The organism is Mesorhizobium sp. B2-8-1 (assembly GCF_006440955.1).
In the GTDB taxonomy this organism is placed as follows: Bacteria; Pseudomonadota; Alphaproteobacteria; order Rhizobiales; family Rhizobiaceae; genus Mesorhizobium.
This window is the reverse complement of record NZ_VFTX01000001.1, coordinates 369,450-393,995: the sequence shown is the minus strand read 5'-3', so window position 1 is coordinate 393,995 and position 24,546 is coordinate 369,450. Positions and strand designations below refer to the sequence as shown.

Here is a 24,546-nt window from a genome sequence, read left to right as displayed (position 1 = left end):
ATTCACCGACATGAGCACCATAAGCACGGTCCTGGACCAGCCTGCCGAAAGCAAGCTGCTCAGGCATATCGACTGGCGCGGCGCCTTCTGGGTGGCGAGCGGCGTTCCAGCCCTCGTCCTGTTCTCGATCGGCGGCATTGCCGGCACGACCGGGACGCTCGCTTTCCTGATCTGGACGGTGTCCATGGTCATGGGCTTCCTGCAATCCTTCACCTATGCCGAGATCGCCGGCCTGTTCCCGAACAAATCGGGCGGCGCCTCGATCTACGGCGCCACCGCCTGGCTGCGCTACTCCAAGTTCATCGCGCCCTTGTCGGTATGGTGCAACTGGTTTGCCTGGTCGCCGGTGCTCTCGCTCGGCTGCTCGATCGCCGCCGCCTATATCCTCAATGCGCTGGCGCCGGTGCCGATCTTTACCGACACGTCGCCCGAGGTCGCCGCCTATATCGCGGCACATGCCGGAACGAGCGCCGGCGACGCCATTACCGCGGTGACCGCGGCGGCGACCCCGGCGATCCGCACGTGGTCGGCGTTCAGTCACACGCTGGGTCCGGTGTCCTTCACCTTCAACGCCACCTTCTTCATCGGCGCCGTGCTGATGCTGATGATCTTCTCGATCCAGCATCGCGGTATCCTGGGCACCGCCAATGTGCAGAAATATATCGGCCTGCTTGTCATCGTCCCGATGCTGATCGTCGGCGTCGTGCCGATCTTCACCGGCCAGATCAACTGGGCCAATTTCTCGCCGCTGGTTCCCTTGGCCGCCGCCTATGCGCCAGAGCCCGGCGCCTGGAACATCGCCGGCTGGACGCTGGTGCTCGGCGGCATGTTCATCGCCGCCTGGTCGACCTACGGCTTCGAGACCGCCGTCTGCTACACCTCCGAGTTCAAGAACCCGGGCACCGATACCTTCAAGGCCATCTTCTATTCCGGCCTGCTCTGCATGCTGCTGTTCATCCTGGTGCCGTTCACCTTCCAGGGCGTGCTCGGCCTCAACGGCATGCTGGCGACGCCGATCGTCGACGGTTCGGGCGTGGCGGATGCTCTCGCCGGCATGGTCGGCGGCGGCGGGCTTATCCACAGCCTGCTGGTGATGCTGATGATCCTAGCGCTTGTGCTGTGCATCATGACGGCGATGGCCGGCTCCTCGCGCACGCTCTACCAGGGCTCCGTCGACGGCTGGCTGCCGCGCTACCTCAGTCACGTCAACGAGCATGGCGCGCCGACGCGGGCGATGTGGACCGACCTGTGCTTCAACCTGATCGTGCTGGCGATCGCCTCGGCCGATGCGACGAGCTTCTTCTTCATTCTCGCCGTATCCAATTGCGGCTACATCATCTTCAACTTCCTCAACCTCAATGCCGGCTGGATCCATCGCATCGACAACGGCCATATCGCGCGGCCGTGGAAGGCCCCGACGTGGCTCTTGGGGATCGGGGCGATCTTCGCCTATGTCAACGCGATCTTCATGGGCGCCGGCGCCAAGGTGTGGAACCCGATGGCGCTGTGGGCCGGGCTGATCACCGCGGCGCTGATCATCCCGGTGTTCTGCTTCCGCCATTACATCCAGGACGGCGGCAAGTTCCCCGACCACATGCTGGCCGACCTCGGCATGGCGGGAGCGGACCTCTCGGTGAAAAAGGCGGGCATGCTGCCCTATCTGACGCTGGTCGCCGGCGTGGCGGTAATGCTGATCGCCAACTGGTTTTTCGTCATCTGATTTGCCTGACGGGCAAGCGGCCTTCGGCTCCGCAAGAACAGAAATTGGCCGGTCTCAAATGAGACCGGCCGATTTCGTTCATTCAGCCGCCAAAGCGAGTTGCGGCCTCTCGACGCCTTCGACGGTTTCTGGTTCGGGCGTCTGTTCGTCGGTCGGCACCTTCTTGCGCTCGCGGCCGAAGAACAGGGCGTAGCCGGCGGGCAGCACCAGGATGGTGAGCACGGTTGCAACCAGAATGCCGCCCATCATGGCGTAGGCGAGCGGCCCCCAGAATACGCCGCGCGAGATCGGGATCAGCGCCAGAACCGCGGTCATTGCCGTCAACACGATCGGCCGGAAACGGCGCACAGCCGAGCCGATGATCGCTTCGGAGCGTTCCATGCCTTTCGCGATGTCCTGGTCGATCTGGTCGACGAGGATGATGGAGTTTCGCATGATGATGCCGAGCAGCGCGATGACGCCGAGGATGGCGACGAAGCCGAACGGCGCGCCGCTGATCAAAAGGGCCGCGGCCGCACCGATGATGCCGAGCGGACCGGTGGCCAGCACCAGCATCGCCTTGCCGAAATGCTGCAGCTGGACCATCAGCAATATGACGATGACGGCCAGCATGATCGGCGCCTTGGCGGCGATGGAAGCCTGGCTTTCCGCCGAATCCTCGGCACCGCCCTGGATCTCGATCTTGTAGCCGGGCGCCAGGCCGTCGCGCAGGCCCTTCATGTCGTTGTACATCTTGGTGACGACGTCGTTGGACTGCACGCCGTCGGGCAAGGTCGCCCGCACGCTGATGGTCGGCAAGCGGTCGCGCCGCCACTCGACGCCTTGCTCCAGCACCGGCACAACCTTGGCCACCTGCGACAGCGGCACGAAGCCACCGAAATCGGTCGGGATGTAGATGGAATCGACCGAGGACAGCAGCGCGCGGCTGGCATCCGGCTCGCGGGCGACGATGGACACCGTTTCTTCGCCGTCGCGGAAGTCGCCCAGCGGCGCGCCGGACATGGACGCCTGCAGCATCTGGCGAATGCGTTGCGAGGTGACGCCCAGCGCGCGGGCGCGGTCCTGGTCGATGACCAGCTTCATCGCCGGCACAGGTTCCAGCCAGTCGTCATGGACGGCGCCGAGCAGCGGGTTGGCCTGGAATTTCGCCTTCACCTGGTCGGCAATGCGCCGCACTTCCTGGCGGTCCGGACCCATGACGCGCATCTGCACCGGCCAGCCTGTCGGCGGCCCGAGGAACAAGCGGTCGACCTTGCCGCGGATGGAGGGGAAGTCCTGCGCCAGGATGGTACGCAGCTTGACGATCAGCCGCTCGCGCGCCGGCTCGTCATTGGCCATCACAAGAAGCTGGGCGAAGTTCGGATTCCTGAGCTGCTGGTCCAGCGGCAGGAAGAAGCGCGGCGCGCCTTCACCGATATAGGTGGCGATGAAGCGCTTGTCCTTGTCGTCCATCATCTTGGCTTCCAGCGCCTTGGCCTGCGTCTCGACTTCCTTGATGCTGGTGCCTTCCGGCAGCCAGAGATCGACGAGGATTTCCGGGCGAGACGATTGCGGGAAGAAGTTCTGCGGAATGAACTGGAAGGCCCACAGGCTGGCGGCGAAGGTCACCAGCGTCATCGTCAGCACGATGATGCGATGGCGCACGGCCCAGGTAACGGTCGAGCGAAGCCGGCGATAGAAGCTGGTGTCGAAGACGTCGTGATGGGAACCGGCATGCTTGCGCTGCTTGAGGATCATATATCCCAGCCATGGCGTGAAATAGACCGCCACGAACCAGGACACGACGAGCGCGATGCCGACGACGTAGAACAGCGTGCGGACATATTCGCCGGCAGTGGAGGCGGCGAAGCCGACCGGAATGAAGCCGGCGGTGGTGATCAGCGTGCCGGTCAGCATCGGGAAAGCGGTCGAGGAATAGGCGAAACCCGCCGCCTCGATCTTGACCAGCCCCTCCTCCAGCTTGCGTTCCATCATCTCGACGACGATCATGGCGTCGTCGACAAGCAGGCCGAGCGCGATGATCAAGGCGCCGAGAGAAATGCGCTGCAGGTCGATGCCGATCTCGTACATGATGGCGAAGGTGGCGGCCAGGACCAGCGGAATGGCGATGGCAATGACAAGTCCGGAGCGCCAGCCGATCGACAGGAACGAGACGACGAGCACGATCAGCAGCGCTTCGCCGAGCGCATGCATGAACTCGCTGACAGCGTCCCTGACGACCTCGGGCTGGTCCGATATCTGGTCGACGGAGACGCCATACGGCAGCGCCTCCTCGAAGCGCCTATAGGTCGCCTCGACGTCCTTGCCGACATCGGTGACGTTGAAGCCCTTGGCCATGACGACACCGAGCTGGACACTCTCGTGGCCATTGAACCGATACTTGCGCTCGAAGGGATCCTCCAGCCCCGAGCTCACGGTCGCGATATCGCCAAGGCGCGTTACCTGGTTGCCGGCGCGCAAGCGCAGCTCGCGAATGTCGGCGGCGCTGGTGACATCGCCCTCGACCGAAATGCGGACCGAGCGCAGGCCGGTGTCGACAGAGCCTGCCGGGTCGACATTGTTCTGTCCCTTGATCGCGTTCTGCAGGTCAGTCAGCGTCAGGCCGCGCTCGGCCAGCGCCTTGGACGAGACGTCGATATAGATCTTCTCGGGCTGGTCGCCGATGATGACCGCCTTTTCGACGCCGGGCGTCGTCAGCAGCATATCGCGGGCCTGGATGGCGAACTTCTTCAATTCGGGATAGCTGAAGCCATCGCCGCTGATCGAATGCAAGGTGATGAAGGTGTCGCCGAATTCATCGTTGAAATAGGGGCCGAGCAGGCCCTGCGGCAGATCGCCTGCTATGTCGCCGACCTTCTTGCGCACCTGATAGAAGGCGTCGTTGACCTGGGCAGCATTGGTGTCGCCCTTGATCTGAACCGTGATGATGGCGCTGCCGGCGCGCGTATAGGAGCGCACGAAGTCGAGATGCGGCGTTTCCTGCAGCTTGCGTTCGATCTTGTTGACGACCTGGTCTTCCATCTCCTGGATCGAAGAACCCGGCCAGATCGCCTGCACGACCATGACGCGGAAGGTGAAATCGGGATCTTCCTTCTGGCCCATGCGCATCAGGCCGAGCGCACCGGCAAGGATGATCAGGCCGAACAGGAAACGTGCGATGCTCGGATGCCCGATCGCCCAACGCGAGAGGTTGAAAGGCCGCTTTTCAGTGTTGCTGTCGGTGGTCATGGCGCCAGTCCAGTCCAATTGATCTGCAGGGCAGGTTCATCATGCCGTTCATGCGTACTTCGTCTGGCTTCCGGGCGGCGAAGCTCCCTCAAGCGGAGAGACTCGCATCGCGTGTGACGCGACAATGATGCGGGGGAGCCATCTTGCCGGCGTCTCGACGATCGGGCGCCTGCCGCCCGGAAACCATGGCCTGCCCGGTCTTGCGGCTCGCGCCGCCAAGACAGGGGGGCTTTCGTAGTGCCTGGCTGTCAGCGCAGGCTGCTGGTGGCAGCGTCGTCCGCCGCCGAGGCGGACTGCTGGAGACTGTCGCCGGACAGCTTGACCTTCAGATCGTCGGTCATGAACTGGGTGCCAGCGGCAACCACGACGTCGCCCTGCTTGAGGCCGTCGGCAACCGCGACGCCATCGGCGGTGAAGTTCGCGATCTTGACCGGACGCGAATGCACGGTGTCGCTGCCGCGGTCCACGGCCCAGACGATCTTCTGGCCATCCTTTTCAGCCAAGGCGCTAAGCGGGATCGAGACGAGCTGGGTCTTGCTGTCGACCGTCGCCTGCACGTTGGCGGTCATGCCGAGCAGCACGCGCGGATCGTTGGGGAGCGAGACGCGAACGGCGAAGGTACGCGACTGCGGGTCGGCGCTGCCGGCCACTTCGCGGACCTTGCCGGCAAGCGTCAGCGCATCGTCCGCCCAGAAGCTTGCCTTGACCTCCTTGCCCGGCCTGAAGCCGGCAATATCCATTTCCGGTACCGCGATCAGCACTTCCTTCTCGCCGTCGACGGCAACCGTCATCACGGGCGTGCCGGCACCGACCACCTGGCCGACATCGGCACTGACCGCGGTGACGATGCCGTTCTCGCTCGCCTTGAGGTCGGTATAGTGGACCTGGTTCTGAGCCTGGGCGAGGGTCGAGCGGGCGGCATCGCGCGTCGCGACCGCCTGGTTGTAGGCCAGCGTCGCCTGCTCGAGCTGCGATTTCGGCGCGAAATTCTTGGCATAAAGCTGCTCGGCGCGCTTCCTGGCGAGATCCACCGTCTCGACCTGGCGCTCGGCGGCGTCAAGGCTCGCCGCGGCGCTTTTGACCGAAAGCTCGTAATCGGAGGGATCGATGCGGGCGAGGACGTCGCCCGAGGTGACATGCTGGCCGATGTCGACGAGCCTCTCGGTGACCTTGCCGGCAACGCGGAAGCCGAGATTCATCTCGGTGCGAGCACGCACCGAGCCGGAGTAATCGAGCTGGCGGGTGGTCTGCGCCGCGCCGATCTCGACGACCTTGACGGGGCGGATGATATCCCTGACCTCCGCCTTCTCCTGGGAACAACCGGCCAGGCCGAGTGCCGCGACGATCAGGCCGGCAACGGGCAGCCAGCGGATAATGGAATTGGACGAAGACACCTTAGCACTCCCAAACTGGAGATTGATTGTCGTTGCCGGCGCCCGGCGGGCGGCGGCTATTTCTTCAAGGCCTTGATCGCATACTCGATGAGGTCGTCGGGCATCGCCCGGTTGGTCTTGGCAAGACACTGGGCCACCATCTGCGGGTGGCACAAAATGACCGTGGCGGCGCCGAAGCAGCGCGACGCAATCACCGGATCCTGTTCCCTGAATTCGCCGGCCGCGATGCCCTCGCGGATCACCTCGGCAAAAAGATCATGGATACTGTCGACATGCTTGTCGATGACGCCCCAATCGCGCTCGAGGGCGACGATGACCATCTCATGGACCTTCTGGTCGTCGAGCATGACCTCCATCGTCATCTTGTACTGCGCGTGCACGTAGCGCCGCAGCCGTTCCTCGGCGCTGATCGGCAAATGCATGATCTCGTAGGCCATCCTGTAGCTGGCCCCGAGCATCCGGCCGCAGACCGCCTGGTGGATTTCGACCTTGGAAGCAAAGAAGCGATAGATGTTGGCTGGCGACATGCCGAGTTCGCGGGCAATGTCGGCGACATTGGTCTTGCCGTAGCCATAGTGCCGGAACAGGCGCTCAGCGCAATCGAGAATGCGCGTTACATTCTCCTGGCGAGCGGCATCGGCGACGAGGTTGGCGGTTTCGGACATAGCCTCTTTCGATTTACTAGTGATGAATTTTAATTTTCGTCACTCGTAAATCGAAAGGAACGCGATGTCAACGCGGATTCGGCGTACGCGTACAAAATGGTGACAGATGGTGACAGTCGCAGGTGTGCAATGACCGACGTTGCCGATTGCGAATGGCGCTCATCCCGTCATCATCAAGGGCGTAGCAAGGAGCGGAGCGACGCGCAGACTCTCAGAATCCATGCTGCGACCTCTGTCGAAAAAAATAAATCGGCTCAAAGGGTTAGGCCGACCAGCATCCACAATCTTGGAAAGCCATTGTCGGCCGTCGGATCACGGCTGCCGGGTCGCGGCATGGAGCCTAGGGCTCCGCGACGGAGCTTCGCTCCTGCAACGCTCTGGGATGACCAACTCGCGGATGCTGGTGCAAACTGCTACGAGTTGGCGCTGCCACTCTTCGCCATCTCCCTTAGCCGGAATTTCTGGATCTTCCCCGTCGAGGTCTTGGGAATCTCGGCGAACACCACCGCTTTCGGCAGCTTGAAGCGGGCAAGCAGCGCACGGCAATGCTCGATGATCTCGGCCTCGGTCGCTGTCTTGCCGGGCTTCAGCTCGACATAGGCGACCGGCACCTCGCCCCATTTCTCGTCCGCCCGCGCCACCACGCCGCAAGACGCAACGGACGGGTGCTTGTAGAGCGCGTCCTCGACCTCGATCGAGGAAATGTTCTCGCCGCCCGAAATGATGATGTCCTTGGAGCGGTCCTTGAGCTGGATATATCCATCCGCATGCATGACGCCGAGATCGCCGGAGTGGAACCAGCCGCCGGCGAACGCCTCGTCGGTGGCCTTGCGGTTCCTGAGATAGCCTTTCATGACGATGTTGCCGCGAAACATGACCTCGCCGATGGTCTGGCCGTCGGCGGGCGTCTGCGTCATCGTTTCGGGATCCATCACCGTGAGGCCTTCGAGCGCGGCGTAGCGGACGCCTTGCCTGGCCTTCCTCGTGGCCCTCTGCCCCTTCTCCAGATGATCCCACTCATTGTGCCATTCGTTCACCACCGCCGGGCCGTAGGTCTCGGTCAGACCATAGAGATGCGTGACGGCGAAGCCGGCATCGGCCATGCCGGTGAGCACCGCTTCCGGCGGCGGCGCGGCGGCCGTGTTGAAGGTGACGGCTTGCGGGAACTGGCGCTTGTCCTCATCCCTGGCGTTGATCAGCACCGACATAACGATCGGCGCGCCGCACAGATGGGTGACGTCATGGTCGGCGATGGCGTCGTAGATCTGCTTCGGCCGAACCCAGCGCAGACAGACATGGGTGCCGGCCTGGACGGCCAAGGTCCACGGAAAGCACCAGCCATTGCAGTGGAACATCGGCAGCGTCCACAGATAGACCGCATGCTTGGCCATGCCGGCATGGACGGTGTTGGCGTAGGCCATCAGGGCAGCACCCCGATGATGGTAAACGACGCCTTTCGGGTTGCCTGTCGTGCCCGAGGTGTAGTTGAGCGAAATGGCGTCCCACTCGTCGTCTGGCATCGACCAGGCGAAATTCTCCTCGCCCTCGGCAACGAAGGCCTCGTAATCAAGAGTGCCGATGCGACCACCCTTCGGATAGGGAGCGTCCGCGGCGTAGTCGGGATCGTCATAGTCGATGACCAGGGGCTTCACCTTGGCCAGATCGAGCGCTTGCCGAACCACTCCGGAGAATTCGCGATCGACAATAAGCACGCTGGTCCCGGCATGGTCGAGCTGGAAAGCGATCACGGCGGCGTCGAGGCGAGTGTTGAGCGAATGCAACACCGCCTTGGTCATTGGCACGCCGAAATGTGCCTCCAGCATCGGCGGCGTGTTCGACAGCATCACCGTCACCGTGTCGCCCTTGCCTATGCCGCGCCTGGAGAGCGCCGAGGCGAGCTGCAGCGAACGCCGCCAGAAATCGCGATACGTCACGCGCTGCCGGCCATGGATGATGGCGACATGATCGGGATAGGTCTTGGCTGCCCGCTCCAGATAGGTGAGCGGCGTCAGCGGCTGGTGGTTGGCAGCGTTCCTGTCGAGATCCTGTTCGTAAGGGTTGCCCATCGTGTCCTCCCCGTATGTCCCTTTGCCGACATGTTCTAACCACAGGCTGGGGCCGCGTCACCAGCAACGATGCCACGACAAAGCGCGTCTGGCGCAATGATGATCTAGATTTGGCGCGCGTAAAGGCATCGCGTACCTCCGCGCGGTTTGACTTTTGTCGAGAGCCGTGACTAATGTCAGCCGAGGAGAAGGCATGGCAATCCGACCGGCAGAACAACTTATCCACAAGGCCGCCTGGCTCTATTATGCGCATGGCCTGCGCCAGGACCAGGTGGCGAGCCAGCTTAACATTTCCCGCGCCTCGGTTGCCATGTATCTGCGCAAGGCGCGAGAGACCGGCATCGTCAACATCTCGACCTCGACCCAGCTTTTCACCGACGACGTCATGGCGCGCAAGCTCGAGGATGCACTCGGTCTCGACGCGGTCTGGATCGCGCCGGAAAACGGCCATATCGCCGATCCCGCCACCGACATCGCGGTGCTGGCGGCGAGCGTCTTTCTCGAACTGGTGAAAAAAGGCGACCGCATCGGCGTCGCCTGGGGACGCACCGTCTACATGATCGCCGACATCATGTCCTACGCCGATCTCCAGGATGTCACCGTGGTGCAGCTCTGCGGCAATCTCGGCGCGCCATATTCCTATCGTCCCGACCAGTGCACGATGGAGATCGCCCGGCGGCTCAACGCCAAGGGCATCAATTTCTACGCGCCGCTCGTGCTGACCACAGAAGAGCTGGCGCGCGGCCTGCGGGCCGAGCCTGTAATCCGCGAACAGCTGTCGAGCATCCACGAATGCGATCTGGCGCTGTATTCGGTCGGCGCCGTCGATGCCGACAGCCATCTGGTCAAATGCGGCGCGCTGACATCAGACGAAATGGCCGACCTGCGCAAAGCAGGGGCGGCCGGCGTCATTGCCGGGCAGATCATCGATGCCGAGGGCAAGGTGCTCGACTGCGGCTACAACCGGCGGGTGATCTCGGCGGAGCTTTCCTCGCTGCGCGCCATTCAGAAGCGGCTGATGGTGGTGCAGGAGAACAGCAAGTTCGAACCTCTGCTCGCTGCGATCGCCGGCGGCCTTTGCACGCATCTGGTGGTCGGCGCCGATATGGCGCAGCGGCTTCTGGATCATGCCGGAGCGCCAGGCAAAAAGGTATCCTAGAGACCATTCCTGCCGCGCCCGTCATCAAGGCGTCGTGGCATTCCTGTTTCACCACTATGACAGCAACCGGACGAAGCTAATGAAGAACCTGTGGAATGACGGCGACGCGGAGAAGATGGTTGCCGACTATGCAAAGAAAGGCGTCGGACGCGATCTCGCGCTGCGCGTCTACACGACGCGCCTGCTGGGCGGCGAACCGCGACTGGTGCTGCATGGCGGCGGCAACACTTCCTGCAAGACCAAGGCGACCGACCTCGTCGGCGACGAATGGGACGTGCTGTGCGTCAAGGGCAGCGGCTGGGACATGGCCGTCATCGAGCCGCAGGGCTTGCCGGCGGTGAAGATGGGCGCGCTCATCAAGGCGCGCGCGCTGAACAAGCTCTCCGACGAGGACATGGTCGCGCTGCAGCGGGCGAACCTCATCGATCCGTCCTCGCCCAATCCTTCGGTCGAGACTTTGCTGCATGCCTTCCTGCCGCACAAATTCGTCGACCACACGCACTCGACCGCCATCCTGGCGATCGTCGACCAGGAGGACAGCAAGCCGCTGGTGAAGACGGTGTTCGGGGCCAAGATGGGTTACGTGCCCTACATCATGCCGGGCTTCGACCTCGCCAAGGCGGCGGCCGATGTTTTCGACGCCGACCCTGATGTGGAAGGACTGATCCTCGACAAGCACGGCATCTTCACCTTCGGCGACGACGCCAAGCAGGCCTACGACCGGATGATCCATTATGTGAATGTCGCCGAGGAGTATGTTGCCAGCCACGCCAAGCCGAGGGCGGCAAAGGCCGCGCTTCCGGCGAAGCTCGCGACGCCGGCTTCCATCGCTCCTATGTTGCGCGGCGCCGTGGCGGTGGCACGCGGCGAAGGCCGCTTCGACCGCATGATCAGCGATTTCCGCACCTCGGATGCGATCGTCGATTTCATCAATTCGGCCGAGATCGCCGACTACGCCGCGCGCGGCGTGTCGACGCCGGACCTGTCGATCCGCATCAAGACCGGGCCGATGGCGGTGCCGGCGCCAGATGCGGACAAGGCCGGCGACTACAAGGCCGTCATCAAGAGCCATGTCGACGCCTTCGCCAAGGAATACCGCGCCTATTTCGAGACCAATGACGCGCTCGACGACGTCAAACGCACCATGCTCGACCCGATGCCGCGGCTGACGCTGGTGCCGGGGCTCGGCATGTTCGGCCATGGCCGCACGCTGAAGGATGCCAGGATCGCTTCCGATGTCGGCGAAATGTGGATCGAGGCCGTGCGTGGCGCCGAGGCGGTCGGCCGTTTTCATCCGCTTTCCAAAGCCGACCTGTTCCCGCTCGAATACTGGTCGCTGGAACAGGCCAAACTCGCCTCCAACAAGCCGAAGCCGCTGACCGGCCAGGTCGTGCTGATCACTGGCGGTGCCGGTGCGATCGGTGCGGCGACCGCCAAGCTGTTTGCGGACAATGGCGCGCATGCGGTGGTCGTCGATCTCGATGGCGAAAAAGCCGTTGATGCCGCGAAGAAGGCCGGCAACAATTCGATCGGCGTCGCCGCCGATATCACCGATCCGGACCAAGTGCGTGCAGCCTTCGACAGGGCGGTCGCCGTGTATGGCGGCGTCGACATATTGGTGTCCAATGCCGGTGCCGCCTGGGAAGGCCGGATCGGCGAACTTGACGACGCGCTGCTGCGCAAGAGCTTCGAGCTCAATTTCTTCGCCCACCAGTCGGTGGCGCAGAACGCGGTGCGCATCATGCTCGAACAGGGTACCGGCGGCGCACTGCTGTTCAACACCTCCAAGCAAGCGGTCAATCCGGGTCCGAAATTCGGCGCCTACGGCGTGCCGAAGGCGGCGACGCTGTTCCTGTCCAGGCAATATGCACTGGATTACGGCGCGCATGGCATCCGTTCCAACGCCGTCAATGCCGACCGCATCCGCTCCGGGCTGTTGACCGACGCCATGATCGCCAGCCGATCGGGCGCACGCGGCGTGTCGGAAAAAGAGTACATGTCCGGCAATCTGCTCGGCCAGGAGGTGACGGCGCAGGACGTGGCGCAGGCTTTCCTGCACCACGCGCTGGCCGACCGCACAACCGCCGACGTAACGACGGTCGACGGCGGCAATATCGCGGCGGCGCTGCGGTAGCACGGTCACGCACAGCGCAGACGGCAGGCTTGCAAGAACACCCGTTTGTAGCTACATTGTGGCTCAACAGTAAGGAGTCGCAACATGGCTACGGATACGGTTGTCCGCGCTCGAATTGATGCCGCGACAAAGGTCCAGGCTACCGAAGCCCTGGCGGCAATGGGACTGTCGGTCTCCGACGCCATTCGCCTGCTGCTGGTCCGCGTCGCCGCCGACAAGGAATTTCCCTTTCCGGTGAAGGTGCCGAACGCAACCACCCAAAAGGCCATGGCCGAATTGGAAAAAGGCAAAGGCAAGCGTTTCGCGTCAGCCGACGAATTGTTCAAGGATTTGGGCATCTGACATGCCGACGCCCGTTCACTCCGGGCAATTCCGCAGGGACGTTAAGCGCATGGAGAAGCGTGGCAAAGACCTCGCTAAATTGCGCGAGTTGTTGGGCCTGCTCATCGCCGGACTGCCGGCGCGTTATAAGGATCACCCCTCTAAAAGGCGACTGGAAAGACTATCGGGATGCGCATGTAGAACCGGATTGGCTCTTGATCTACCGCATTGCCGACGATGAGCTGCGGCTTGCCCGCACCGGCTCCTACTCCGATCTGTTCAACGAATGAAGACAGCAAAAAAGCCGCCTGCAGTTGCTGCAAGCGGCTGTTCCAAGTGTGAGCGAATTGCAATATCGATTGGCCTACTTCGCGTTCGGGTTCGGCATCCAGGCGGGCATGGCGACATCGGCATGGGCGAACTGCGGCAGCTTGGCCGACAGGTCCTCCATGTTCTTGATGTCCTTGTCGAGAAGGTCCCTCTCGGTGATCAGCGTCGGCGGCACGACGACGTTGTGGCCGGGGTCTTCGCCGGCCAGCAGCTGCGCCAGCGCACGCACCGAGACCTGGCCGACGACGGCCGGGTTGGTGGCCGCGGTTGCCGCCCAGGCGCTGTCGGGCTCGCGCATCGCCGCAATGTCCGAGGTCGAGATGTCGGCCGAATAGATCTTGATGTCCTTGTTCAGGCCCGCCTCGTCGACGGCGATCTTCACGCCCTTGGCGAACTCGTCATAGGGAGCAAACATCACCTTGATGTCGGGATGGGCGGTCAGCACCGAGCGCGCCTGGTTGGCGACCGAGTTGGCGATCGGGTTGTCCAGCGTGCCGAACATGGCGACTTCGTTGATGCCGGAGTATTTCTTCTTCACGTCGACCCATGTTTCATTGCGGCGGTCGAGCGGCGCGATGCCCGCGACATAGACATAGCCGGCCTTCCAGCTCTCGCCATTGTCCTTGACCGCCTGCTCGAGCGCGAGGCGCGCAAGGTCGCGGTCTGACTGCTCGATCTGCGGGATCTTGGGGTTTTCGACGTTGACGTCGAAAGCGACCACCTTGATGCCGGCGTCGACCGCGCGCTGGGCGGCGTCCTTCATCGATTCCGTCAGGCCGTGCTGGATGATGATACCCTGCACGCCAAGCGCGATGGCCTGGTCGACCATGTCGGCCTGGAGGGCGGCGTCCTGGCGGCTGTCGAGCACGCGCAGGTCGACGCCGAGGGCCTTGGCCTGCGCCTCGACGCCGGACAGATAGGCCTGGAAGAAGTCACCGGTCGAGAGATAGCGCACCAGGGCGATCTTGACGCCAGGCTTGTCGAACGGTGCCGGGCGATCGGCAGCCAGGGCCGTCCCCTGCATCAGCAACGCCGCGCCGGCGAGCCCGAGCGCTGCCTTGCCCAAAAGTCTTCTTGTGATGTTCACGTCGTTTCCTCCACTTGTTGAAATGCAACCCGGTCGAAATCTATGTCCTGCCCCTGCCGGAAAGAGCGAAGGTGAAGACAAGGGCGACGACCAGAACGGCGCCCTTGATGAAATCCTGCGTGTAGTACGGCGCGTTCATCATCGTCAGGCCCTGCAGCAGGACACCGACGAAGACGGCGCCGACAGCCGTGCCGAACGCGTTCGGCTTGGCGGCGCCTAGCACCGCGTAGCCGATGAGCGCCGCGGCGACGGCGTCGAGCAGCAGATTATTACCCGAGGCGATGTCGCCGCGTCCAAGCCGGGCGGCGAGCAAAATACCGCCGATCGAGGCAAAAACTCCTGAAATGATATAGGCCCAGATTTTGTATGCCTTGACAGGCGCGCCGGCGAGTTCGGCGGCGCGCTCATTGGAGCCGACTGCATACATCATGCGGCCGAAGCGGGTGTATTCGAGGAAGAACCAGATCAGCACCGCGAGCACCGCCAGGACGACGACCGAGACCGGAACGAGATTGGGAATGAAGAAGTCGAAGCGGTGGCGGCCGAGCGCCAGGAACGCCTCGCCGAACTTGCCGTTGGCGACCGAGCCATCGGGCATGGTCATGCCGGTGGCGATCGAGCGGCCTTCGGTCGGGATACGCTGCAGGCCGACCAGCAGGAACATCATGCCGAGCGTCGCCAGCAGGTCCGGCACGCGCATATAGACGATCAGCCAACCATTGATGAGCCCAACGATAACGCCGATCAGCAGGCAGACGATGACCGCGATGACAGCGTTCTGCTCCAGCACCACCATGACATAGGCCGCCGCCATCATGGCTGACGTGGCGACCGAGCCGATCGACAGGTCGAAACCCCCAACGACCAGCGTGGCGGTGACACCAAGCGCCAGCACGCCGGTGATGGCGACCGACTGGAAAATGAAGACCGCACTTTGCGGCGAAACGAAACCGTCGGCGGCGATCGCGAAATAAGCGACGAGCCCGAACAACAGGACGATGAAACCGTAGCGGATGGCGTGGTTGCGCTGCGTCATTCAGCGCCCCCGCGCGCCGCTGCCGTTTTTACCCAACTCGAACCCATGCTCTCCATTCCAATTGTCATCGTCAGCTCTTCAATTCCAGCCGGTCAAGCCGCGCGGTGCGGCAGCCCGCCGGCCACCTCGGCCAGCAGGCGATCGAGATCGATGTCCGCGTTGCGGTGTTCGCCGACGATGGTCTGCTCCGACATCACCAGGATACGGTCGGCCGTCTCCAGCGCCTCGTCGAGTTCGGTGACGAACAAAAGCGTCGCGCGGCCATTGGCGCTTGCCCTCAGCTTGGCGGCGATGTCGCGCCTCGCCGAGATGTCGACGCCCTGAAACGGCTCATCGAGAATGAACAGGCTTGCATCCTGCGCCATCCAGCGGGCGACCATCACCTTCTGCTGGTTGCCGCCGGACAATGCCGACATCTCGTCCTTCTCGGAGCGGCAGACGATGCCCAGTTCCTGGATCTGCCGGCGCGCCGTGGCGCGTTCGAGGCGGCGCTTGAGCACGCCCAGGTTCGACATCCGCCTCAGGAACGGCAGGCTGACATTGCGCTCGATGTTGAAGCCGCCGACGATGCCGCTGGTGGCGCGATCCTTGGCGATGAGGAAGACGCCGGCGGCGATCGCATCGCCGGCCGAGCGCGGCGCGTAGGGTTTGCCGTTCATCGTCATGGTGCCGGCGATCGGCCTGCGCACGCCGAATAGCGTCTCGGCAAGCGCTGTCTTGCCGACGCCGACCAGCCCGGTGACGGCAACGACCTCGCCGTCGCCAAGGGTCAGCGAGATCGGCCTGGCGCCCTGGGCGATGCGCAGGCCTTCGACGGTCAGCACCGCCTTGGCCGAGTGCCTGGCGACGATCTGGTCGAGGTGGATCTTGCGGCCGAGCATGGCATTGACCGCACCTTCGTAGTCGAGCGGCTTCTTGTCAAAGACGCCGGACACGGCGCCGTCGCGCATCGAGACGATGCGGTCGGCAAGCCGCCTTATGTCGGACATGCGGTGCGAGATATAGAGGATCGCCACGCCTTGCGCGCGCAGCCTGTCGACCAGCGCAAAAAGCCGATCGGCTTCGGCGCTCGATAGCGATGAGGTGGGTTCGTCGAGGATCAGCACTTTCGGCTGATGTGCCAGCGCGCGGGCAATCGCCACCATCTGGCGATCGGCCAGCGAGAGATCGCTGACGCGCGCCTTCAAGTCGATCGCCAGGTCCATGCGGTCGGCAACCGCCTTGGCCTCGCGACGCACACGGACCGGGTTGAAGAGCACCGGGGCGCCACTGCCGCTCAGCCTGTCCAATGTCAGATTGGTCGCCACGTCAAGGTCGGCGACGACACCGTCATTGATGTTCTGGTGAACGGTGACGACGCCAGCGCGGATCGCTTCCGCCGGTCTTCCCGGCGCAAAGTCCTGGCCGGCCAGGGTCATGGTGCCGCCGTCGCGCTCGTAGACGCCGCTGACGATCTTGACGAGGGTGGATTTGCCGGCGCCGTTGGCACCCATCAGGACGGTCACTTCACCGGCATGGAGTTCGAGCGAGACGCCGCCAAGCACCTCGTTGCGGCCAAAAGATTTCTTCAGTCCCTCTACGCGGAACACGGCACTGCCGACCATGCGTTCCTCCCTGACGGTGACGCTATGGGCTACATCGGCAATTGTCAACACGATTGACAATTGCCAGTGCGCTACCTAGCTTGGCCCCGCCGCCGTGGCTCCGCTATTATGAGGGACGAGCAGGAGAGGTGAGGATGACCGGGAAAACGCCGTTCGAAGCACTGTCGGTGGAGACGCTCGCCACGCGGCTCGGCAGCAACGAAGCGCTCACCCAGCGCATCGGCGAGGACACCAGCCGCTGGAAGGTGCGCGAGGTCGGCGATGGCAATCTGAACCTCGTCTTCATCGTCGAGGGCGACAAGGGCGCGGCTGTCGTCAAGCAGGCCCTGCCCTATGTCCGGCTGGTCGGCGACAGCTGGCCGCTGCCGCTGAAGCGTTCCTTCTTCGAATATCACGCGCTGACACGGCAGGAGGCGCGCGCGCCGGGCTCGGTGCCGGCCATCTACCATTTCGACGAGACCCAGGCGCTGATCATCATGGAGTATCTGTCGCCGCACATCATTTTGCGGCGGGCGCTGATCGAGGGCCGGCAATTGCCGAACATTGCCAGGGATATCGGGCTGTTCATGGCCCGCACCCTGTTCCGCGGCTCCGACTTCTCGATGGTGACCAAGGATCGCAAGGCGGACCTGGCGCTGTTCGCCGACAACGTCGAGCTGTGCGACATCACCGAGAATCTGGTGTTCTCCGATCCTTATTTCGACGCCAAGATGAACCGGCACACTTCGCCGCAGCTCGACGCCCTGGTCGCCGAGTTGCGCGCCGACCGCGACCTCAAGGTGGAAGCGCAGCGCCTGAAGCATCTGTTCGCCGCCAATGCAGAGACATTGCTGCATGGCGACCTGCATTCCGGCTCGATTATGGTCACCGATAGAGAGACCAGGATGATCGACCCGGAGTTCGCCTTCTACGGGCCGATGGCCTTCGACGTCGGCATGCTGCTCGCCAATTTCTGGATGGCCTTCTTCTCGCAGCGGGGCCATGAGCAGAACGGCAAGCGCGACGCCATGCGCGCTTATCTGCTCGATGTCACGGCGCAGACATGGTCGGTATTCCGCACCGAATTCTCGCATCTGTGGCGCACGGAACGCAACGGCATGCTTTATCAAAAGAGCCTGTTCGAGGATCGGGGCGACAGGCTCGGCGCCGAGCAGGCGCTCGACCATGTGCTGCACCAGATCTGGGACGACCTCCTCGGCTTTGCCGGCATCGAGGTGCACCGGCGCATCCTCGGCCTCGCCCACAATGCCGATTTCGAGACCATTGCCGACGAAGACCTGCGCGCCACATGTGAGGCGAAGGCGCTGAAGTTCGGCCGCCACATCGCCGTCAACAGGCGTCATATTCACAGCATCGACGAGGTCAACAACCTGGCCGCGCTGATCGAACAGGAGAACCGCATTTGAACGTCGGCGAGCGCCACTATCGCACCATCTGGCTGAGCGACGATGGGCGCTCGGTGGAGATCATTGACCAGCGCTGGCTGCCGCATGACTTCCGTATCGTGAAGGTCGACACCGTTAATGGCATCGCCACCGCCATCCGCGACATGTGGGTGCGCGGCGCGCCGCTGATCGGTGTCACCGCTGCCTATGGCGTTGCCATGCAGATGGCGGACGATCCGGCGGATGCCGCGCTCGATGCCGTCTGGGAGACGCTCCACGAGACGCGTCCCACAGCGATCAATCTGCGCTGGGCGCTGGATGAGATGCGGCGGTTCCTGCGGCCGCTGCCGACGGAACAACGCGCCGCAGCCGCCTATCGTCGCGCCAGCGAGATCGCCAACGAGGATGTCGGGCTCAATCGGGCCATCGGCGAGAACGGTCTCGCCATCATCAAGGACATCGCGGCGCGCAAAAAGCCGGGCGAAACCGTCAACATCCTGACCCATTGCAACGCCGGCTGGCTGGCTACCGTCGACTACGGCACGGCCACCGCGCCGATCTACCTGGCAACGGAGGCCGGCATTCCGGTCCATGTCTATGTCGACGAGACGCGGCCGCGCAACCAGGGCGCCCAGTTGACGGCCTGGGAGATGGCCGGCCACGGCGTGCCGCACACGCTGATCGTCGACAATGCCGGCGGCCATCTGATGCAGCGCGGCGCAATCGACATGGTCATCGTCGGCACCGACCGCACGACGGCCGACGGCGACGTCTGCAACAAGATCGGCACCTATTTGAAGGCACTCGCCGCCGCAGACAACGACGTGCCGTTCTATGTCGCGCTGCCTTCGCCGACCATCGACTGGACGGTGGGCGACGGGCTTGCCGAAATCCCGATCGAGGAACGCTCGGGCGACGAGGTTTCGCTGGTGTGGGGCAAGACCGCGAGCGGCGAGATCGCCCAGGTGCGCGTCTCGCCGGAAGCGACGCCCGCGGCAAACCCCGCCTTCGACGTGACGCCGGCGCGGCTGGTCACCGGCCTGATTACCGAACGGGGCGTCGCCAAGGCCTCGCGCGCGAGCCTAAAGGAGATGTTCCCGGAGCGGGGATAGCCGGCTCTCGCAAAGGCCAGGAACCACCTTTCGCGTTCAGAAGGTGCTGCTCTTTGCGATCTCCAGCGAGTTGACGAAATCCAGTGAACGCCGCAGCGCGCTCCGAATGGTGGCCATATCCACCGGCGCGCTCCGCCGTTGGGGATCACGGCGCTGCGGGCGCCGCAGCCGCAATGGCAGTTCGATGCTGACCGGCAGCGTCGCGGGAAGCGTTGCCCAGTACGGTCCGTAGCCCATCGAGCCGTCGCCGATGGCGCAAAATGTCCATCCCTCCCCGGTGCTGACGACATCCTTCAGATGGGCATGCCCAACGGCATCGATGGCATCAGCGATATCTTGCGCCGGCTGCACCGTCTCGTTGCTGTAGGTAAAGACATTTCCGGCGTCGTGGTTCAGGCGCACGTGTCGCGATCCGATGTCCCGAATGAAGCTTGCCCCCATCCGGGCACTGCCGAGCAGATCGCCTTGGCCATGTCCGGGGTTTTCAAGCGCCAGGACGATGCCGACTTCCTCCAGCCTCGGCAGGAGGGCGTCAATCGTTTTGCGGATCGCCGCGCTGTTTCTCGCCGGGCCGGCATTGGTAATCAGGAAGGACGCGCCAAGACCGGCGGCAAAGCCGATGCGGCGGGACAAGGCGTCGACGGCATCGGCCCCCGACAGGTCGAGATGAGCCGACACGGCATTGATCCCCAGCCCGGCATGTTCCGCTGCCTGGCGCAACTTCGCGGCGTGCGCAGCCGCAAACATGCCTTCGTCGAAATCGACATAGCCGCGGATGAAGGCCGGCTCGACATGGAGGGCGCCGGCCGCCGCAATCTCCTCGAGGGCCAATTCCATGGGATAGCCATCGAAGAGCGCGGTCGATACCGAGGTCCGGCGCGGCGAAGGCAGGGCTCAGGCTCCCTTGCCGTAGACGATCAATTCCGAGGCTTCCTTGACCTTGGCAGGAGACAGCGCTTCGCGCCAATCGTCACGGACCACGACGCCCTTGGCGAACCGCATCAGGCGTAGCGCCGCATCGGACGGCACTTTCGGAGAGAAGCCGAACCACATGGCGATCTCGACGTTCAGATGGCCTATCAGGAAGTCCATCGCGGCCTTCCTGGGAATGCCATATTTGCGTTCGCACTCCTCGACAGCCTCGACCATGGTGTCGACGAAGGGCATGGCCACCATTTCGGACAGGCCCGGCTCCAGGATCGCCAATTGTTCGACCGTGACGCGATGGCTGTCGATGATCGGCGACCACATGGCCCTGCACACTTCCTCGCCAAGCGCATAGTGCTCTTCCGGACCTTGCATCAGGGCACAGACGATCGATTGCCTGGCGATGCCGCCATGGTAATCGCGACGCGCGGCCCATTCCGTCTCGTCGCCGAACAGCGGGGGATGGCAGGGATGGCCGACAAAATAGGTGAGATCCGGCCGATCGCCGGGCAAGTCGCCGGCATAGGGCGCTGCCGCATCCAGAATGAGGATCATGGTGCCCGCGGCAAGCATCGGCGAGATCTGCCGCGCCACCTGGCCGATGATATTGTCCGGCAGGGCCATTACCACCACCTTGGCGCCGGCAATGCCCTCGTCCATGGCGACGGCGCCGATATCGGCCTCTCCCAGCCGCTTGCGGCCGGCCTCGCCGATCTCCACGGCGCGGACATCGTAGCCCGCTTCGATAAGCTTGCGCGTCACGCGGAAGCCCATCTTCCCTCCGGCCCCAAGCACCGCCACGGATGTCGTCATTTGCTTTCTCTCCCATTTGCCTTGATGGCGCGCCGATGGCGCAGATTCAGCCGAACGCTTGCAGCGCGGCTTCGAGCTCCGGATGCGTGGCGGCGTAGTCGCGTGCGGGAACCCCTGCCGCCGCGGCTTCGAAAGCATCATGCAGGCTTCGAACGCCGGCGGCCGGCCCGCCTGGATGCGCCATGATCCCGCCGCCGCAGCAATAGATGAAATCGTCCGAGCCGAGCCTCGTATAAGTCTCGGCTGCCTGCACAGCGGTCTGCCCGGACGAAAACACCGGCATGACCGTATCGGGACGGCCAGCCCGCTCGAACATCGGGGTGAGACAGCCATGGGCCGACGCCATCACCGATTCGTCCGGCTCGCAGAACTTGTTGGACAGCCCGTTGACGTGCATGTGGTCGATGCCCGCCAGACGCCAGAATTTCTGATAGGCGAGATAGCTCATGCCGAGATCGGGAGAGCGGCTGAAGAGGCCCCAGCCGGCCCGATGGCCGTGCAGCGCAACGGCGGAGTGGCGACGCATCTCGATGACGGCGGACAGGCCGACGGAATTCAGGACCAGCATGGCGCAGGTCCCGCCACGGCGCTCGATCAGATCCAGCTGGCGACGCATGGCGTCGATGTCACCGGAAATGTTGGCCGCATACATGACCTTGCGCCCGGTCCTGTCGGCGTGCCTGTCTATCACCGCCATGACCGCTTCGAACCGGTGTTCGAACGGCGAATGCGGAGGGTCTCCCATCAATTCGTCGTCCTTGATAAAATCAAGACCCGCGGCAATCAGCGTGTCGGCCAGGGCTGCCGTCTCCTGCGGGGTAAGACCAACGCTCGGCTTGACGATGGTGCCGATCAGCGGGCGCCCTTCGACGCTTGTCAGGCGACGCGTTCCCTCGACGGCGAAGGCCGGCCCTGGATAGGCATCCGCGAAGGCATCGGGAAAGGTAACGTCGAGGAGACGCATGGCCGAGAAATGATGCAGCTCGAACAGATTGCCGAGAACCGTCGACCAGACCGAAGCCAGCACTGTCCCCGTATTCTCGATGTTCCAGGAAAGGCCCACCTTGGCCCGGTGCGGCCTCACGGTCGCATTTTTTGGCGAGCGCGAGAACGGCAACGCCTCGCTGTCGACCTCGGCAACATCGCTGATGAATTCGACGCGGGCTCCGAACCTGCGCAGCAGCTCCGGCGTTTCTCCGGGTATGGCGCGGAAAGTCCCGCTTGATTGTTCGCCCGCCATCGCAGCCGCGGCAACCTCCAGCGGGTAGCGGGTTTCGATCAGATAGGTGGCGCGGAGGCGACCGGACAATGCAGGCTTCCCGACTGGAATGACGTTCACGGAGTGACCGTTAGCACCAAAAAGAAATCATGTCATCATATGAGTTTTCTCGGGCAAAAAAATTTCGGCGGCCGCTCAGCCGGCTCCACCGCCGGCCAGTTTCGAATAGAGCTCGTTGGCGCGGCCAATGTGGTCGGCCATTGCCGCGCTCGCGCCTTCCGGATCGCCGCCGGCGATTGCCTTGTAGATCCGCTCATGCTCCTCGACCGTCAGCCGCTCGGCGCCTTTCATCGCCACCAGATCGCGCTTGAAACGGGACAGCCATTCGAGCATTCCCTTCGCCACCGCCGCTATCATCGAATTGCCGCTCATCTCCGCAATGACGGCGTGGAACTCCATGTCGGCAGCTACAAACCGGGCTTGGTCGCCCTTTGCCTCGCGCAAATGACGCAAGGTCTCCGCGAGGCGTTCCAAACTCTTGGCCGTAGCGCGCCGCGTGGCTATCCGAACCAGGCCGGTTTCCAGCAAGAGCCTGACTTCCTTGAGTTCTTCAAGCCCGCGAGAGTTCGTCGCCAGCATCATGACCATCGCCGCTGAGACCTGATCGACGATGACATCAGGCGTCGGATTGATGACGCGGGCACGTTCTCCGTGCGAGATCCTGATAAGTCCCATCTGCTGCAGCGACAGCATCGCTTCCCGGATCGAGGGCCGGCCGACGCCGATCATCGTCATCAGTTCCTTTTCCGACGGCAATTGAGAGCCGGGCGGGAATTCGGATGTCGAGATTGCCGCCATCAACCGGTCAAGCACCTCCACATACAGTTTCTTTTTCTGGACCGGCTCCATCCGTCCCTCCCTGGGTGTTCGCGGAACAATCGATCCCGAGTCGCGTCGGCGGACAAGGGTCCCGCCATCGATTGACATTACATATATGATGACCTAACGTCCGTCTACGGCTGGATTTGGACCGGTCGCCAGTTGCCGGGGCAGGCCGGCTCCGTTTGGCCAAGGAAAGAACGAAGCCGACGGCTGAGTTCGTCTCGTCCTTAATCGAAGGAGGTTTCGGCAATCGAGGTTCCGGTGCCCGCTTGCCTATTTGGTATGCTGGTATAACATGTAGCTGGTATGGCGTCTTTCGGAGGATGTCGTAACGGAATGGCAGAAGGCCGACGTATCGGCCGGTGTTTTTTGGGAGGAAAATATCATGAAGTTTTCAACCGTGGCGGCGCTTGCCGGCGCCGCGCTAGTCAGCGTCTCGGCTGTGCCGGCAATGGCGTCACCGGATGCGCCGGTGATCGCGCTCGCCAACGCCTATTACGGCAACACCTGGCGGCACCAGATGGTGGAGGCTTTCGAAGCCTCGGCCAAGGAAGCCAAGGCGGCCGGTCAGATTGCCGACTACATCGTCATGAACGGCGACGGCTCGGTGGCGCAGCAGAACAGCCAGATCGCCGAGCTGATCCTCAAGAAGGTCGACGTGCTCGCCGTCGATGCCGCGTCGGAAACCGCGGTCAACGGGATCATCGAAAAAGCCTGCAAGGCCGGCATCATCGTCGTTTCGTTCGATTCGGTCGCCTCGGCGCCCTGCAACTACCAGCTCAACTTCGACTTCAAGGGCTACAAGGCAGCCCAGGCCGAGGCCGTCTTCAAGATGATCGGCGGCAAGGGCAACGTCATCCAGGTGCGCGGCGTCAAGGGTTCGGCGCCCGACAACGACATGTTCAACGCGCAACAGTCGGTGCTGGCCAAATATCCCGATATCAAGGTTGTCGCCACGGTCTATGGCCAGGCGACCGCGTCGGTCGCACAGGCGGCCATCGCCAACGTGCTGCCCTCCCTGCCGCATGTCGACGCCGTGCTCGCACAAGGCGGCAGCGACGATGTCGGCATCGCCCAGGCGTTCGTCCAGTATGGCGGCGACTATGCCGGCAAGATGCCGATCATCGAAGGCGGCGGCGGCACCGACTTCGTCAAATGGTGGGCCGAGGAGAACGCCAAGAACGGCTACCAGACGGTCTCGATGAACACCACGCCCGGTATTGGCGGCGCCGCGTTCTGGCTCGGCCTGTCGCTGCTCAAGGGCGCCAAGGCACCCAAGATGATGATCATGCCGGTGGCCACCGTCGATGCCGGCAACCTCAAGGAATATGCAAAGCTGCCTGGCGGCCAGATCATCAGCCCCAGCTATTCGCTCGACTGGGTCAAGCAGAACCTGCTGAGCAAGTAAGGTTGGCAATGCCAGGGACCGGGCGCCGCGGAACGGCCGCGCCCGGTCCCTGCCCG

The 24,546-nt window shown here is 63.4% G+C and carries 18 protein-coding genes and 1 pseudogene; 8 read left to right on the top strand and 11 right to left on the bottom strand.

Annotated elements, in window-relative coordinates:
- Positions 1-10 precede the first annotated feature (10 nt).
- Positions 11-1,720 (top strand): APC family permease, encoded by a 1,710-nt coding sequence (locus FJ428_RS01920; protein ID WP_140564312.1) that lies wholly within the window; start codon positions 11-13, stop codon positions 1,718-1,720.
- Between the two features lie 78 nt (positions 1,721-1,798).
- Here the strand turns inward: FJ428_RS01920 and FJ428_RS01915 are convergent, their stop codons facing one another.
- From FJ428_RS01915 to FJ428_RS01900, 4 genes are all read right to left on the bottom strand, one after another.
- Complete coding sequence (locus tag FJ428_RS01915) at positions 1,799-4,948, bottom strand: efflux RND transporter permease subunit (protein WP_140878838.1); 3,150 nt, start codon at positions 4,946-4,948, stop codon at positions 1,799-1,801.
- Between the two features lie 248 nt (positions 4,949-5,196).
- The gene (locus FJ428_RS01910; protein WP_140878837.1) at positions 5,197-6,342 is read right to left on the bottom strand and encodes an efflux RND transporter periplasmic adaptor subunit; all 1,146 of its coding nucleotides are present in this window, start codon (positions 6,340-6,342) and stop codon (positions 5,197-5,199) included.
- A gap of 56 nt (positions 6,343-6,398) precedes the next feature.
- Positions 6,399-7,007: a TetR family transcriptional regulator gene (locus FJ428_RS01905; RefSeq protein WP_140580697.1), complete on the bottom strand. Its 609-nt coding sequence runs from the start codon at positions 7,005-7,007 to the stop codon at positions 6,399-6,401.
- Positions 7,008-7,420: 413 nt separating this feature from the next.
- Entirely contained in the window at positions 7,421-9,073 is a 1,653-nt protein-coding gene (locus tag FJ428_RS01900) for an acyl-CoA synthetase (RefSeq protein WP_140878836.1), read from the bottom strand.
- 193 nt (positions 9,074-9,266) lie between these two features.
- Between FJ428_RS01900 and FJ428_RS01895 the strand changes: the two genes are divergently transcribed.
- The 4 genes and pseudogenes from FJ428_RS01895 to FJ428_RS01880 all read left to right on the top strand — a co-directional run bounded on the left by FJ428_RS01895 (position 9,267) and on the right by FJ428_RS01880 (position 12,977).
- Positions 9,267-10,232, top strand: coding sequence for a sugar-binding transcriptional regulator (locus FJ428_RS01895; RefSeq protein WP_140497839.1), 966 nt, complete (start codon positions 9,267-9,269; stop codon positions 10,230-10,232).
- Positions 10,233-10,311: 79 nt separating this feature from the next.
- Positions 10,312-12,366, top strand: a complete 2,055-nt coding sequence (locus FJ428_RS01890) for a bifunctional aldolase/short-chain dehydrogenase (RefSeq protein WP_140878835.1) — start codon at positions 10,312-10,314, stop codon at positions 12,364-12,366.
- A gap of 84 nt (positions 12,367-12,450) precedes the next feature.
- Positions 12,451-12,708, top strand: a complete 258-nt coding sequence (locus tag FJ428_RS01885; RefSeq protein WP_140878834.1) for a type II toxin-antitoxin system RelB/DinJ family antitoxin — start codon at positions 12,451-12,453, stop codon at positions 12,706-12,708.
- A gap of 1 nt (position 12,709) precedes the next feature.
- Positions 12,710-12,977: pseudogene (locus FJ428_RS01880) on the top strand (type II toxin-antitoxin system YafQ family toxin).
- A gap of 74 nt (positions 12,978-13,051) precedes the next feature.
- Here the strand turns inward: FJ428_RS01880 and FJ428_RS01875 are convergent.
- The 3 genes from FJ428_RS01875 to FJ428_RS01865 all read right to left on the bottom strand — a co-directional run bounded on the left by FJ428_RS01875 (position 13,052) and on the right by FJ428_RS01865 (position 16,744).
- Positions 13,052-14,104 carry a substrate-binding domain-containing protein gene (locus FJ428_RS01875; RefSeq protein WP_140878833.1) on the bottom strand — a complete coding sequence of 351 codons (1,053 nt, stop codon included), beginning with the start codon at positions 14,102-14,104 and terminating at the stop codon, positions 13,052-13,054.
- A 40-nt stretch (positions 14,105-14,144) separates the two neighbouring features.
- Positions 14,145-15,140, bottom strand: a complete 996-nt coding sequence (locus tag FJ428_RS01870) for an ABC transporter permease (protein ID WP_140520875.1) — start codon at positions 15,138-15,140, stop codon at positions 14,145-14,147.
- 92 nt (positions 15,141-15,232) lie between these two features.
- Entirely contained in the window at positions 15,233-16,744 is a 1,512-nt protein-coding gene (locus FJ428_RS01865) for a sugar ABC transporter ATP-binding protein (protein ID WP_140878832.1), read from the bottom strand.
- A gap of 134 nt (positions 16,745-16,878) precedes the next feature.
- On the opposite strand from FJ428_RS01865, the gene mtnK reads away from it, so the two are divergent.
- Both mtnK and mtnA read left to right on the top strand, forming a co-directional pair.
- Positions 16,879-18,150, top strand: coding sequence for an S-methyl-5-thioribose kinase (gene mtnK, locus FJ428_RS01860; protein ID WP_140878831.1), 1,272 nt, complete (start codon positions 16,879-16,881; stop codon positions 18,148-18,150).
- The gene (mtnA, locus tag FJ428_RS01855) at positions 18,147-19,241 is read left to right on the top strand and encodes an S-methyl-5-thioribose-1-phosphate isomerase (RefSeq protein WP_140878830.1); all 1,095 of its coding nucleotides are present in this window, start codon (positions 18,147-18,149) and stop codon (positions 19,239-19,241) included. Before mtnK ends, mtnA begins: the two co-directional genes overlap by 4 nt.
- Positions 19,242-19,277: 36 nt before the next feature.
- Here mtnA and FJ428_RS01850 read toward each other — a convergent pair whose 3' ends face one another.
- The 4 genes from FJ428_RS01850 to nanR form a co-directional block, all read right to left on the bottom strand.
- The gene (locus tag FJ428_RS01850) at positions 19,278-20,078 is read right to left on the bottom strand and encodes a sugar phosphate isomerase/epimerase (protein WP_140555467.1); all 801 of its coding nucleotides are present in this window, start codon (positions 20,076-20,078) and stop codon (positions 19,278-19,280) included.
- Positions 20,079-20,135: 57 nt separating this feature from the next.
- Positions 20,136-20,981: a phosphogluconate dehydrogenase C-terminal domain-containing protein gene (locus tag FJ428_RS01845; protein WP_140878829.1), complete on the bottom strand. Its 846-nt coding sequence runs from the start codon at positions 20,979-20,981 to the stop codon at positions 20,136-20,138.
- 46 nt (positions 20,982-21,027) lie between these two features.
- Positions 21,028-22,290: a ribulose-bisphosphate carboxylase large subunit family protein gene (locus FJ428_RS01840; protein ID WP_181167183.1), complete on the bottom strand. Its 1,263-nt coding sequence runs from the start codon at positions 22,288-22,290 to the stop codon at positions 21,028-21,030.
- 105 nt (positions 22,291-22,395) lie between these two features.
- On the bottom strand, positions 22,396-23,109 hold the full coding sequence (gene nanR / locus FJ428_RS01835; RefSeq protein WP_140497819.1) for a transcriptional regulator NanR: 714 nt from the start codon (positions 23,107-23,109) through the stop codon (positions 22,396-22,398).
- 358 nt (positions 23,110-23,467) lie between these two features.
- Between nanR and FJ428_RS01830 the strand changes: the two genes are divergently transcribed.
- Entirely contained in the window at positions 23,468-24,490 is a 1,023-nt protein-coding gene (locus FJ428_RS01830; RefSeq protein WP_140520883.1) for an ABC transporter substrate-binding protein, read from the top strand.
- Positions 24,491-24,546 lie beyond the last annotated feature (56 nt).

Bases quoted from the DNA above. Each gene is read 5' to 3' on its own strand.
- FJ428_RS01830 (WP_140520883.1), top strand. From the start codon at position 23,468: ATGAAGTTTTCAACCGTGGCGGCGCTTGCCGGCGCCGCGCTAGTCAGC.
- mtnK (WP_140878831.1), top strand. From the start codon at position 16,879: ATGACCGGGAAAACGCCGTTCGAAGCACTGTCGGTGGAGACGCTCGCC.
- FJ428_RS01885 (WP_140878834.1), top strand. From the start codon at position 12,451: ATGGCTACGGATACGGTTGTCCGCGCTCGAATTGATGCCGCGACAAAG.
- FJ428_RS01900 (WP_140878836.1), bottom strand. From the start codon at position 9,073: ATGGGCAACCCTTACGAACAGGATCTCGACAGGAACGCTGCCAACCAC.
- FJ428_RS01850 (WP_140555467.1), bottom strand. From the start codon at position 20,078: ATGGAATTGGCCCTCGAGGAGATTGCGGCGGCCGGCGCCCTCCATGTC.
- nanR (WP_140497819.1), bottom strand. From the start codon at position 23,109: ATGGAGCCGGTCCAGAAAAAGAAACTGTATGTGGAGGTGCTTGACCGG.
- FJ428_RS01905 (WP_140580697.1), bottom strand. From the start codon at position 7,007: ATGTCCGAAACCGCCAACCTCGTCGCCGATGCCGCTCGCCAGGAGAAT.
- FJ428_RS01895 (WP_140497839.1), top strand. From the start codon at position 9,267: ATGGCAATCCGACCGGCAGAACAACTTATCCACAAGGCCGCCTGGCTC.
- FJ428_RS01845 (WP_140878829.1), bottom strand. From the start codon at position 20,981: ATGACGACATCCGTGGCGGTGCTTGGGGCCGGAGGGAAGATGGGCTTC.
- FJ428_RS01870 (WP_140520875.1), bottom strand. From the start codon at position 15,140: ATGACGCAGCGCAACCACGCCATCCGCTACGGTTTCATCGTCCTGTTG.
- FJ428_RS01920 (WP_140564312.1), top strand. From the start codon at position 11: ATGAGCACCATAAGCACGGTCCTGGACCAGCCTGCCGAAAGCAAGCTG.
- FJ428_RS01890 (WP_140878835.1), top strand. From the start codon at position 10,312: ATGAAGAACCTGTGGAATGACGGCGACGCGGAGAAGATGGTTGCCGAC.
- FJ428_RS01865 (WP_140878832.1), bottom strand. From the start codon at position 16,744: ATGGTCGGCAGTGCCGTGTTCCGCGTAGAGGGACTGAAGAAATCTTTT.
- FJ428_RS01915 (WP_140878838.1), bottom strand. From the start codon at position 4,948: ATGACCACCGACAGCAACACTGAAAAGCGGCCTTTCAACCTCTCGCGT.